The sequence below is a fragment of the Mesorhizobium sp. WSM4810 genome (assembly GCF_055811235.1).
The window spans coordinates 97788-110063 of the sequence record NZ_JBVVQV010000003.1 but is presented as its reverse complement, the minus strand read 5'-3'; the positions used below and the strand labels follow the sequence as shown (position 1 = coordinate 110063).

Below are 12276 nucleotides of genomic sequence, written 5' to 3'. Positions count from 1 at the left end.
GGAGAAACGGTGATGGAAAACAGCATTTATCTCGATGAGGCCCGCGATCCGCTGATCATCGCGGAAGGCTGGATGAAAGACGGCAAGGATGTCGCCATTGCCACCGTGGTCGAGACCTGGGGCTCGGCGCCGCGCCCGGTCGGCAGCCACCTTGTCATCGACGCGGACGGCAATTTCCACGGCTCCGTCTCTGGTGGCTGCGTCGAAGGCGCGGTGGTCACCGAGGCGGTCGACGTCATCGACAGCGGCAAGGCCAAGATGCTGGAGTTCGGCGTCGCCGACGAGACCGCCTGGCAGGTCGGCCTGTCCTGCGGTGGCCGCATCAAGGTCTATGTCGAGCGGTTGGGTTAGAAGCATGATCCCGCAAAGTGGGAACCGGTTTGCCGACAAGAATCATGCTTAAACAAGAGATATTTCGATGGATCCCTACGCGCTGAAAACGCTGAACGCCGAACGCCGCGCCCGCCGCGCGGTGATCCTGGTCACCGATCTCGGCGATGGCCGCGATCGCATCGTGAGGGAGGGCGATCAGGTCGCCGGCGAATTGGGCGCTGCGATCGCCAAGGCGTTTCGATCAGGCAATTCCGGGTCGGTCGAGGCGGAAGGGCAAACCTTCTTCCTCAACGCCTACCTGCCGCAGCCGCGCCTGGTGGTGATCGGCGCAGTCCATATCAGTCAGGCACTGGCGCCGATGGCCAGGATCGCCGGCTACCCCGTGGAGATCGTCGATCCGCGCACGGCCTTTGCCACCGCAGACCGCTTTCCCGACGTCGCGCTGCATGCCGAATGGCCGGAGGATATCCTGAAGCGCCAGCCGCTCGACAGCTATACGGCGCTGGCCGCCGTCACCCATGATCCGAAGATCGACGATTTCGCGCTGAAGGCGGCGCTCGACGCCAACTGCTTCTATGTCGGTGCGCTCGGCAGCCGCAAGACCCATGCGAAGCGGGTTGAGCGCCTGCTGGCATTGGGCGCGACCGCCGACCAGATCGCCCGCATCCACGCGCCGATCGGTCTCGACATCGGTGCGGCGAGCCCGGCCGAAATAGCTGTGGCGGTGTTGGCGCAAGCGATCCAGGCGTTTCGTTCGCGCGGCCACGAATCCAAGGAAGCGGTGGCGTGAAGTTTGGGCCAATCCCCGTAGATACGGCCGAAGGCGCAGTGCTGGCGCATGCCACCACGGCCGGAGAACGGCGCTTGCGCAAGGCACGCAGGCTGAGCGCCGAGGATGTGTCTTTGCTCAAGTCAGCAGGGATTTCGGAGGTTGTCGCGGCTGTTCTTGCTCCCGATGATTTGAGCGAGGACGCTGCCGCCGAAAAGATCGCCGAAAGCATGATCCATCGCAATGTCGAGGCGAAGCCCGCCGCGACCGGCCGGGTTAATCTGCACGCCCGGGCGGCCGGTATCTTCACGGTCGATGCCGCGATGATCAACGCCATCAACGCCGTCGATCCGACCATCACCATCGCCACGCTGGCGCAGCACGCGCCGGTCGAAAATGGCCAGATGGTCGCAACCGTGAAGATCATTCCCTTCGCCGTTGCTTCCGCCCTGGTCGATGCGGTGGCAAGGATCTGCGCCAGCGGCGAGATCTTTGCCGTCAATGCCTATCAGCCGGTGCGTGTCGGCGTCATCCAGACGGTTCTGCCCGGCATCAAGCCGAGTGTGCTCGACAAGACGTTGCGGGTCACCGAAGCCCGTCTGGCGCGCTCGGGTGGCCGGCTGACGACCGAGCGCCGCACGCCGCACGAAATTGGCGCCGTTGCGGATGCTGCGGGCTCGCTGGCGCGTGACAACGATATTGTGGTGATCTTCGGCGCATCGGCGATGAGCGATTTTGGCGACGTCATCCCTGCAGCGATCGAGCAGGCCGGCGGCACCGTCATCCGCGCCGGCATGCCGGTCGATCCCGGCAATCTCCTGGTGCTCGGCGCGCTTGCCGGCAAGCGCGTCATCGGCGCGCCGGGCTGCGCCCGCAGCCCCAAGGAGAACGGCTTCGACTGGGTTTTGGACCGGTTGATCGCCGGTCTCGACGTGACGGCCAAGGATATTGCCGGCATGGGTGTCGGCGGTCTGTTGATGGAAATCCCGACCCGGCCACAGCCGCGCGAGCCGCTGCCGGCGCCAAAGTCTGAGAGTGCCGAGTTGAAGGTCGATATCGTGCTGCTGGCCGCCGGCCGCTCCAGCCGCATGGGCGGCCCGAACAAGCTGCTGGCGCTGTTCGACGGCCAGCCGCTGGTCCGCCGCAGCGCCGAGCGCGCGCTCGGCTCCAAAGCTTCGGGCACCGTCATCGTCACCGGCCATCAGCGTGAGCGTGTGCGCGCCGCGTTGTCGGGACTGGACGTGACTTTCGCCGACAATCCGGATTTCGCCGAGGGCCTGTCTTCATCGCTGAAGGCCGGCATCGCGAGCGTTTCTGGCGATGCTGCCGGCGCCATGATCGTGCTTGGCGACATGCCTGGCATCGCGTCAGCCGACCTCGACAGGCTGATCGATGCATTCCGCAAATCCGAGGGCCGATCGGTCGTGCGGGCCTCGCATGAGGGAAAGCGAGGCAACCCTGTGTTGCTGCCGCGTTCGCTGTTTGCGGCGATCGCTCATCTCGAAGGCGATACCGGCGCGCGCCATCTGGTCGAGGCCGAGGGCCTCGATGTCGTCGATGTCGAGATCGGCAAGGCAGCGTCCATCGATGTCGACACCCCCGAGGCGCTGGAAGGCGCCGGCGGCGTGCTGCAGGATTGACAAACCGGGGCCGAAAAACGCATGCCTGAGGGATGGCTATTCGAACCGTCCTATGCGCTCTACTGACTTCAATATTTTTCCTGTTTTCTTGCGCTGCTTACGCTGACGTTCTCAAGCCCTTCAAAGACGATCTGTTCGCCTATCCGGCCATCCTCTCGTCCGAGGGCGCCTATACAGTCGTCGACTATCGCGAGCTGCGCGATATCAACGCCCGCGACAAGGTGCCGGAGCGCCGCGCGCAGGCGCAGTATGTCGACACCGGTGTGCGCAAGGTGCAGCAGGATCTGCTGCTGAAGACCGACGCCGGCAATATCCGCCACGTCGCCGTCGGTCGCACACAAGGCGCCGGCGTCATCGTGCTCTATTTGCACGGGCAGGGCGGCAGCCGCAAGCAGGGCGTTGACGATTTCACCTTCGGCGGCAATTTCAACCGCATCAAGAACCTGATGGCCGGCAATGGTGGCCTCTATCTGTCACCGGACTTTTCCGATTTCGGCGACACCGGTGCGGCCCAGATCGCTGCGCTGATCGGCCACTATGCGGAACGGTCGCCGGGCGCGAAGATCTTCGTCGCCTGCGGCTCGATGGGCGGCGCATTGTGCTGGAAGCTGGCCGCCCGCAAGGATACTGGCGGCCGCATCGGCGGGCTGCTGCTGCTCGGTTCGCTATGGGATGAAAGTTTCTTCTCGAGCCCGGCCTTCAAGCGCCGTGTTCCGGTCTTCTTTGGCCAGGGCAGCAAGGACCCTGTGTTTCCAGTCGAGAAACAGGAAGCCTTCTTCCGTTCGATCCTGGCCAAATCGAAGACCTATCCGGCCCGCTTTGTCCGCTTCGAGACCGGCACGCACGGCACGCCGATCCGCATGACCGACTGGCGCGGCGCGCTCAACTGGATGCTGTCGGAGGCCCCTTAAGGCGGTGTGTTGTAGTCCACGACCGTCTGCGGGTTGATCTCACCGTCGTAGGAGGCGTCGACATCGTACTGCACCAGCGAGAAATTGCCGTTGCGAAACAGATAGGTCCCGGCCGATGCGGCATCGCCGAGGCCGCGCCACTTGTTGAGCGACGAGATCGTCTTGGTGGCGTCGTCATACTCGGAATTGACCAGCTGGTCGTCGGTCTGGAAGCCGGTGACGTTGATCGCCTCGACCTTGCCTTCGCTATCGTTGTTCTCATAGTGGATATCGAGTTCCGGCGAGGCGAACTGCAGCTGCCGGACGCCTGACACATCGTCGTAGACATAGTAGACGGCACTCTCATTGTAGGCAGCCATCGAGCAGAAGAAGCGAAACAGCCGCGTCTCGCGTTCGGGCTGATCGGCCTCGGCGCCGGCATCCTTGTAGCGCAGGGAGTAGGCGTCCGGCTCTGCCAAGGGCTCGCCGCCAGGCATTTCCTTGTCGCACTGGTCGCCATAAGTGGCCGCAAACGCCTTCTTGGCCTGCTCCAGCGCCGCATCCTTCTTCGGCGGCGGCGGTGCGTCGCCGCAGCTTGCCGGCACGGCCTCCTCGAATTCGGCATTGGACGGTTTCAGCGCGCCCTTGTCGATGAAGATCGGGCGGAATGGCGGTTCCTGGATCGAGGCGTTGACCTGGCGCAGGGTGTAGCAGCCGGCAAAGACATTTTCGCTGCCGTCCTTGGCTGTCGCCCGGATGGCGACCGGAACATTGTAATAGATGCTGCCGGCCGCACCGTCTTCGGACACGCCACCGGTTTTGACCTCGACCCTTTCGGTGCCGTCATAGCCCTTGACGAAGGCGTCGAAATCCTGGACCGGCTTGGTTTCGCCGAAATAGTCCCAGGCGCGCGCGAATTCTTGCCGGTTGATGGCGCTGTAGAACGAGCGGATGACCGCTTCGGCGTCCGACCTGTCGTCGACATAAGGCGCTTCGGCGGCGAGCACCGGTTGGCCTGTCACGGCAAGGGAGAAAAAAGCAGTCGCTGCAAAAAGGGCGCTTCTCATCGGGAATCTCCACCGGACGGGAAATCCTATCATAGCGATTGCGGCGACGTGGTGACGCTTGAATCGCCTGCGCAGGCGCTAGGTGCCGCCGTCGGCGTTCCCGCCGGGATAGGAGATTCACGTGACCATATCGATGTACGAAGCGTCCGTGCCGGTGTTTTCGGCCAGGTTGAAGGCGCTATCCAACGTGCTGAACATCGCCGAGCAGAATGCGCTCGACCGCAAGATCGATCCGCAGGTGTTTTTGACGTCGAGGCTGGCGCCGGACATGTATGCGTTGACCAGACAGGTGCAGATCGCGACCGACCATGCCAAGGGCGCGCCGTCGCGGCTTGCCGGTCGCGAGGTGCCGAAATATGAAGACAATGAGGCGACCTTTGCCGATCTCCAGGCGCGCATCGCCAAGACCGTCGACCTTCTGGCGACATTCTCGGCTGCCGATATGGACGGCTCCGATGACAGAATGATCGAGCTGAAGCTTGGCCAGCGCGAATTCTCGATGGCCGGCATGCAGTATCTGCTGCATCTCGCCATGCCCAATTTCTATTTCCACGTGACCACCGCCTACGACATCCTGCGCCACAATGGCGTGCCGCTGAGCAAGGCGATTTTCATGGGATCGCGTTGAAGAATTGGCGAGGAGATATCCCGGTCGAGCCGGGATATCCGTGACTAACGTGAGGACATTTCGCGGGCGACGCGCGGAAAATCGGCTGGTTTGATGCCGATGTCGGCCCGGTCGGCATTGCTCATCGAATGAAGCAGCGCCAGAGCGGCGCGGTAGCGCAGATGTTCCTGCGGACGCGGACGGGCGAACATTTCAGTGAGGAAACCCATGATTCAAGCCCCTGGTTGGTCCTCCCAAGCCCCAATATAGGCAAACCGTGACAATTGTGCAGTGCAGCATTAGCATGGCAGCCATGCCGCACTGATTTTTTGACGTCGCCGAGCGCCCCTGCTTCGGCCTCTCGAAAAAGTCGCTGGCCACTGGCGCCAGGGTTGGAGACAGCCGGTGCATTCCTGTATGCTGCGGCTTCCTTCCTGCGCAGCCGCGCAAAAGAGTTCCCGCCGGAGAAATTACCATGCAAAAACGCCGCCTTGGTCGGACCGATCTTCTTGTTTCCCAGATTTGCCTGGGATCGATGACCTGGGGCCAGCAGAATACCCAAGCGGATGGCCACTCCCAGATGGATTTGGCATTTTCGCGCGGCGTCAACTTCATCGATACTGCCGAGCTCTACCCGATCCCGCCCAAGGCGGAGACGCAAGGCTGGACCGAAAAGATCATCGGCAGCTGGATGAGGGCAAAGGGCAACCGCGACCAAGTGATCCTCGCCTCGAAGGTGGTTGGCCGCACCGCCAACACATGGTTTCGCGGCGATCGCCCGTCGAAGCTGGTGCGCGCCGACATCTTCGATGCCGTCGAAAAGTCGCTGACCAGGCTCAACACCGATTATCTCGACCTTTACCAGATCCATTGGCCGGAACGGGACGTGCCATGGGGCGCCAATCCGAACCGCGTCGGTGCCGTGCCGCTGCGGACAGATTCCGCCGGTGCACCGGGCGGCGAGACGCCGATCACCGAAACGCTCGCCGTCTTCGACGAATTGGTGAAGGCCGGAAAAATCCGCCATTTCGGCCTGTCGAACGAGAGTTCCTGGGGCGTCATGCGGTTTATCGGCGAAGCCGACAAAGGCGTCGGCCCGCGCCTGGCGTCGCTGCAGAACGCCTATAATTTCGTCAACCGCGGCTTCGAGGTGAACCTTGCCGAGGTCTGCGAGCGCGAACAGGTTTCCCTGCTCGCCTATTCGCCGCTGGCGCAAGGCTACCTGACCGGCAAATACGATCATGGCGCGCGGCCGCAAGGCTCGCGTTCTCAGCTTTTCAACCGTGGCCAGCGCTACGAGACGCCCAATGCCGCGGAGGCGCAGCTCCAGTATAACGAACTGGCGCGCTCTTTCGGCATGGAGCCGGCATTGTTTGCCAACGCTTATGTCACGAGCCGGCCCTTCGTCACTTCGAGCATCATCGGCGCGACGACCCTTCCGCAGCTCGAAATGGCGCTGTCTTCCGCTGATGTCGTCTGGACCGAGGATATGCAGAAGGCGGTCGATGCAATCCACCAGCGTGTCGGCAACCCGTGTCCGTGAGCTGCTTTCCGGCTCTGCAGGTGTGATTGCCAAACGATTTCAGTAGGGAGGGGGAAAAAGTGAATTTTCCGATTGAGGTCGTGCGCGAGAAATTTCCGGCACTGTCGCTGACCGACAAGGGCCGTCGCCGCATCTATCTCGACAACCCTGCCGGCACGCAGGTGCCGCAGGCGGTCGCAGACGCGGTGTCACGTTGCCTGCTGACAACAAACGCCAATCTCGGCGGCTTCTTCGAAACCACGATCGCGGCGCAACAGATCGTCGATGACGCCCATGCGGCGATGGCCGATTTCCTCGGTGCTGCAAGCCCGCAGGAAATCATCATCGGCGCCAATATGACGACGCTGACTTACCACATGTCGCGCACTCTCGGCCGCACGATGAAACCCGGTGACGAGATCATCCTCACCCGTATGGACCACGAGGGCAACGTTTCGCCGTGGCTGCAGCTCGCCGAAGATCTTGGCCTGGTCGTGCGCTGGCTGGCTTTCGATGAGCAGAGCTGGCAGATCGAGGAGGCGGCGCTTGCTGCGCTGCTCACCGACAGGACGCGGCTTGTCGCCTTGAACTACGCCAGCAATCTGACCGGCTCGATCAACCGGGTGAAGGCGCTGACCCGCATCGCCAGGCAGGCCGGCGCGCTGGTCTATGTCGACGCCGTGCAGTTCGCGCCGCACGGCCTGATCGACGTGCAGGACATTGGCTGCGATTTCCTGGCCTGCTCGGCCTATAAATTCTTCGGGCCGCACATGGGCATAGTGTGGGGCCGGCTGAATGTCATCAACGCGCTGACACCGTACAAATGCCGCTGTTCGTCCAACGCTCTGCCGGAGCGGTTCGAACTCGGCACGCCGCAGATCGAGTTGATGGCCGGCCTGAGCGCCGCGGTCGATTATTTTGCGGAGCTGGGCGCCGCCGCCGGTGAGGATGGTTTGCGACGTGCCAGGATAGGCAAGGCGTTTGAAATTTCAATTGCTTACGAGAACAGGCTGACGCAAAAGTTGATCGACGGGCTGTCGGCTATTTCAGGCCTGACCATCCACGGCATCACCGATCCGGCGCGCTTCGGAGAGCGCGTGCCGACGGTCTCGTTCACTGTCGACGGCATCGTGCCGGAGACGATCGTGCGGCAGATGAATGCGGAAAACATCTTCCTGTGGTCCGGCCACAACTATGCCTGGGAGATCGTGCACCAGCTTGGCATTCCGGCCGAGCAGGGTGTCGTGCGCATCGGCATCGCCCACTACAATACGGCGGCCGAGATCGATGAGACGCTGGAGAGCGTGCACCGGGTTATCGCCATGCTGCGACAGGAGCGACTCTGAAGCGGCATCCGGCTGATATCAGCGCTTCTTGCCGCCGTCGAACCCGGTGAGGAAGGCAGTAAGATTGTCGCCGAGTTCGTCGCAGAGATAGCCGCCTTCCTGGACGATGACCGTCGGCAGGCCGCAGCCCACAATGGCCTCGCCGATGCGCGAGAAGCCCTGCGTCGTCACCGACAGACCGCCGAACGGATCGCCTTCGAAGGCATCGAGGCCGAGCGCCACCACAAGCGCTTCCGGTGCAAAGGCGCGGATGCGCTGGAACGCCACGTCGAGTGCTTCGAGGAACGCGGCATCGCCGGATTTGCGCGCCAGCGGCAGGTTAAGATTGTAGCCGAGACCAGGCCCTTCGCCGCGCTCGTCGGCATGACCCCAGAAGAACGGATAGAAGCGCACCGGATCGGCATGCAGCGAGACGGTGAGCACGTCCGGTCGTGCGTAGAAAATGCCTTGCGTGCCGTTGCCGTGATGCAGGTCGACGTCGAGGATCGCCACCCGCGCAGCTTGCCTGCGTAGCACCTGTGCCGCGACCGCCGAATTGTTGATGAAGCAGAAGCCGCCGGCGACGTCGGCAAAAGCGTGATGGCCGGGCGGCCGGCAGAGAGCATAGGCAGCCGGCGCGCCCGCCATCACGCCCTCGGCGGCTTCAACCGCGCTCCAGGCGCTCCATAGCGCGCTCCGCCACGTCTCGCCGGAGATCGGGCAAGCGGTGTCGGCCATGTGGTAGCCGGCCTGGCCGACCGCCGAGGCCGGATAGGAGCCGCCCCGCGCGATCGGATGGATGTTGGGGATCACTTCGGCCGAAGCGCCTTCGATGCGCTGCCAGCGCACGAAGATGTGCTCGAGAAAATCGAGATATTCGGGCGTATGCACAGCGGCAACCGGACCAAGCCCGTGATCTCTCGGCCGTTCGATCGTGCAGCCGGCAGCCTTGGCGCCGGCGAGCAGCCGTTCGACGCGCTCCGGCTTTTCCGGATTGGGCTTTTGGGCGCCGCTGGAGAGGAACGCCTTGGGATCGTGGCGCTTTTGCTCGTCGGCATAAAAGGCTTTCATCTTGGCTCCTCATTCCTCTGGTGCATCGGCGAAGGCAAAGAACGCGTCGCCGACGATTTTCTGCACCTGCTCGTAGCTCGACCAGGCAATGCCCAGCCTTTCATAAAAGGCCTTGGCGGTTTCATTGTCGCTGTCGACGGACAGTCTGAGATAGGCGCCGCCGTCCTTCCGGCATTCTCGGGCGACACGCCGCAGCAGGCGTTCGCCGATCCTGCGGCCGCGAAACCGATCTTCGACATAGAGATCCTGCACATAGACGCCGGGCCGCCCCATCCAGGTCGAGAAGATCGGGAAATGCAGGCACAGGCCGGCAAACTCGCCGTCGACTTCGGCGATCAGAGTCGAGAAGGCAGGTTTTTCGCCAAAGCCACAGGTGCGCAGGTCTTCGGGCGTAGAAGTGATTTCCTGGTGTGCGCCGGTATGCGCGCCAAGCCGCAGGATCGCGGCATGGATGGTTTCGACGTCCTCGATGCGGCCGGGGCGGATGATGACGTTTGTTGATGGCGTAGTCACGACAGGCAGGGCGCCCAGGCACCCCCCTCTGGCCTGCCGGCCATCTCCCCCTCAAGGGGGGAGATCGGACGACACGAATGCTTTCGCCAACTACCAACGTTGCAAAGACGGGCACAGCGGCGAAGCTGCCAATCTCCCCCCTTGAGGGGGAGATGCCAAGTGGTGGCAAAGAGGGCAGGCCAGAGGGGGGTAGGACGGAACGCAAGCATCTCAGGCCAAAACCATCTCAGAACGCCACCCGATCGCCGCCCTTGAGCGCCAGCATCTCGCGCGCCTCAGTGGGCGTGGCGACGTCCAGCGACAGCCCATCGAGCACGCTGCGGATGCGGTGCACCTGGTCGGTATTGGACTTTGCCAGCTGGCGGCCGTCGTAAAGGCTGTCCTCCAGCCCGACGCGGACATTGCCGCCCATCGCCGCCGCAATCGCAATCATCGGCATCTGGTGGCGCCCGGCGGCCAGCACCGAAAACTGGTAGCTGTCGCCGAACAGTTTGTCGGCGATGCGCTTCATATGGACCAGATTGTCGGGATCGGCGCCGATACCGCCGAGAATGCCGAACACGAACTGGATGAACAGAGGTCCCGACACCAAACCTCGATCGCGGAAATGCGCCAGTGAATAGAGGTGGCCGACATCGTAGCATTCAAATTCGAAGCGTGTGCCGCAGCCCTTTCCAAGTCTTTCGAGCACGGTCTCCATATCGGCAAAGGTGTTTTTGAAGATCGTGTCGCGGGTCGCTTCCAGCAGTTTCGGCTCCCACTCGTGCTGCCACTCCCTTGACCGGTCGAGCATCGGGAACAGCGCGAAATTCATCGAGCCCATGTTGAGCGAGCACATTTCGGGCTCGGCCCTGAGTGGTGCGGCCAGCCGCTGGTCGAGCGTCATCAGCGAGGAGCCGCCGGTGGTGATGTTGATCACCGCTGATGTCGCCTGCTTGATGCGCGGCAGGAACTGCATGAACACATCAGGATCGGCGGTGGGCCGCCCGTCCTTCGGATCACGGGCGTGAAGATGCAGGATCGAGGCGCCGGCTTCGGCAGCCGCGATCGCCTCTGCGGCGATCTGGTCCGGCGTCACCGGCAGATGCGGCGACATCGACGGCGTGTGCACCGACCCGGTGACGGCGCAGGTGATGATGACTTTTCGCGGCGCCATGGCTCAGCTTTCGACCGGCAGGTCGAGTTCGCCGGCCAGCACCTGCAGCGAGTCACCGATGATGGCGACGATCTCGCCGATCTGCTCGGCCGTGACGATCATCGGCGGCGCCACCATGAAATTGTCGCCGTCGACCCCGCCCTTGACCTTTCGCCCATAGATGATCAGGCCGCGCTCATAGGCGAGGTCGAGCAGGCGCTGGGTGGCCTTCTTCGCCGGTGCGATCGGCCGCAGCGTATCGGGGTCGGCGACCATCTCGGCGCCTAGCAGCAGTCCCTTGCCGCGCACGTCGGCGACGAACGGAAACCGCTTGGCCAGGCCCTTCAACTCAGCCATCAAAAGATCGCCCATGCCAGCCGCATTGGCGATCAGGTCGAGACGGTCCATTTCGCCAAGCACGGCGAGCCCGGCGGCGCAGGCGAGCGGATTGCCGGCATAGGTATGGCCATGCTGGAAGCCGCCGGAGGCGAGCAGCGGCTGCACCAGCCGTATGGATGCCGCCAGCGCGCCGAGCGGCGCATAGCCCGAGCCCAGCCCCTTCGACAGCGCGACGATGTCGGGCTTGCAGTCAAAATGGTCGCCGCCGAGGAATTTGCCAGTGCGGCCGGCACCGCTCATCACTTCGTCATGGATGAGCAGGATGCCGTAGCGGTCGCAGATTTCGCGGATGCGCGGATAATAGCTGTCCGGCGCCACCAGCGCCGCGGTGGCAGCGCCGCCGACCGGCTCCATGATGAAGGCGAGCACGCTTTGCGGCCCCTCGGCGAGGATCTTCTCCTCCAGCATGTCGGCGTAGCGGACGCCGCGCTGTTCCATCGAGAGATTGTCGCGGTCGCGCCAGGCGGCTGGCGCCGGCACGGTCGGCATGACCTGCATCATCGGCGCAAAGGTTTCGGCCAGCGCATCGTCGCCGGTGACGGCGAGCGCCCCGAGCGTGCCGCCATGATAGGATGGAAAGCGCGTGATCACCTTCCAGCGGCTGGCCTGTCCGGTGGCGACAGCCCATTGCCGCGCCAGCTTGACGCAGGATTCCGTCGCTTCCGAACCGCCCGAGACAAAGAAGATCCGGTCCAGGCCTTCGGACAGCTTTCCGGCCAACTCCCGTGCCAGGTCCTCGGCCGGCTCGTTCTCGAAATGCAGCCGGTAGGCGAAGGTGGCGCGATCCATCTGCCGCTTCATCGCCTCGAGCACGTTGCGGTTGGAATGACCGATATTGGCGACCATCGGTCCGCTCGACCCGTCGATGAAGCGGCGGCCGTCCTGCGTCCAGATGTAGATGCCTTCGGCGCGGTCGACCAGCGGCCGGCGCAGGCTGGACAGATAGAACAGATGCGACGGCAGGCGCGTCTCGGTATCCGGGCCAGGGGTCTGGGACTTCAGCAT

13 protein-coding genes are annotated in these 12276 nt (G+C 63.4%); 7 read left to right on the top strand and 6 right to left on the bottom strand.

Annotated features, from left to right (window positions below):
* The first annotated feature begins 12 nt into the window (after positions 1-12).
* The 4 genes from AC0L3O_RS05645 to AC0L3O_RS05630 all read left to right on the top strand — a co-directional run bounded on the left by AC0L3O_RS05645 (position 13) and on the right by AC0L3O_RS05630 (position 3653).
* Entirely contained in the window at positions 13-351 is a 339-nt protein-coding gene (locus AC0L3O_RS05645) for an XdhC family protein (RefSeq protein WP_027154201.1), read from the top strand.
* Between the two features lie 67 nt (positions 352-418).
* On the top strand, positions 419-1123 hold the full coding sequence (locus AC0L3O_RS05640; protein WP_287237546.1) for an XdhC family protein: 705 nt from the start codon (positions 419-421) through the stop codon (positions 1121-1123).
* Positions 1120-2742, top strand: a complete 1623-nt coding sequence (locus AC0L3O_RS05635) for an NTP transferase domain-containing protein (protein WP_473615067.1) — start codon at positions 1120-1122, stop codon at positions 2740-2742. The genes AC0L3O_RS05640 and AC0L3O_RS05635 overlap by 4 nt, the downstream gene beginning before the upstream one ends.
* 32 nt (positions 2743-2774) lie before the next feature.
* Positions 2775-3653 carry an alpha/beta hydrolase family protein gene (locus AC0L3O_RS05630; protein WP_473615065.1) on the top strand — a complete coding sequence of 293 codons (879 nt, stop codon included), beginning with the start codon at positions 2775-2777 and terminating at the stop codon, positions 3651-3653.
* Here the strand turns inward: AC0L3O_RS05630 and AC0L3O_RS05625 are convergent.
* Positions 3650-4699 (bottom strand): DUF1176 domain-containing protein, encoded by a 1050-nt coding sequence (locus AC0L3O_RS05625; RefSeq protein ID WP_128173198.1) that lies wholly within the window; start codon positions 4697-4699, stop codon positions 3650-3652. The two genes, AC0L3O_RS05630 and AC0L3O_RS05625, sit on opposite strands and share 4 nt — an antisense overlap.
* Positions 4700-4820: 121 nt before the next feature.
* Between AC0L3O_RS05625 and AC0L3O_RS05620 the strand changes: the two genes are divergently transcribed.
* Positions 4821-5327 (top strand): DUF1993 domain-containing protein, encoded by a 507-nt coding sequence (locus tag AC0L3O_RS05620; protein WP_128173199.1) that lies wholly within the window; start codon positions 4821-4823, stop codon positions 5325-5327.
* Between the two features lie 44 nt (positions 5328-5371).
* On the opposite strand, the gene AC0L3O_RS05615 is transcribed toward AC0L3O_RS05620, so the two are convergent.
* Complete coding sequence (locus tag AC0L3O_RS05615) at positions 5372-5536, bottom strand: hypothetical protein (protein ID WP_023798224.1); 165 nt, start codon at positions 5534-5536, stop codon at positions 5372-5374.
* A gap of 245 nt (positions 5537-5781) precedes the next feature.
* On the opposite strand from AC0L3O_RS05615, the gene AC0L3O_RS05610 reads away from it, so the two are divergent.
* On the top strand, positions 5782-6849 hold the full coding sequence (locus AC0L3O_RS05610) for an aldo/keto reductase (protein ID WP_473615064.1): 1068 nt from the start codon (positions 5782-5784) through the stop codon (positions 6847-6849).
* A 59-nt stretch (positions 6850-6908) separates the two neighbouring features.
* Complete coding sequence (locus tag AC0L3O_RS05605; RefSeq protein WP_473615062.1) at positions 6909-8174, top strand: cysteine desulfurase-like protein; 1266 nt, start codon at positions 6909-6911, stop codon at positions 8172-8174.
* Positions 8175-8192: 18 nt separating this feature from the next.
* Here AC0L3O_RS05605 and AC0L3O_RS05600 read toward each other — a convergent pair whose 3' ends face one another.
* From AC0L3O_RS05600 to AC0L3O_RS05585, 4 genes are all read right to left on the bottom strand, one after another.
* Positions 8193-9224 carry a histone deacetylase family protein gene (locus AC0L3O_RS05600; protein WP_473615061.1) on the bottom strand — a complete coding sequence of 344 codons (1032 nt, stop codon included), beginning with the start codon at positions 9222-9224 and terminating at the stop codon, positions 8193-8195.
* Between the two features lie 9 nt (positions 9225-9233).
* Positions 9234-9737: a GNAT family N-acetyltransferase gene (locus AC0L3O_RS05595; protein ID WP_473481770.1), complete on the bottom strand. Its 504-nt coding sequence runs from the start codon at positions 9735-9737 to the stop codon at positions 9234-9236.
* A 226-nt stretch (positions 9738-9963) separates the two neighbouring features.
* Positions 9964-10893, bottom strand: a complete 930-nt coding sequence (kce, locus tag AC0L3O_RS05590; protein ID WP_473615060.1) for a 3,5-dioxohexanoate:acetyl-CoA acetone transferase — start codon at positions 10891-10893, stop codon at positions 9964-9966.
* 3 nt (positions 10894-10896) lie between these two features.
* Complete coding sequence (locus AC0L3O_RS05585; RefSeq protein ID WP_473615058.1) at positions 10897-12276, bottom strand: aminotransferase family protein; 1380 nt, start codon at positions 12274-12276, stop codon at positions 10897-10899.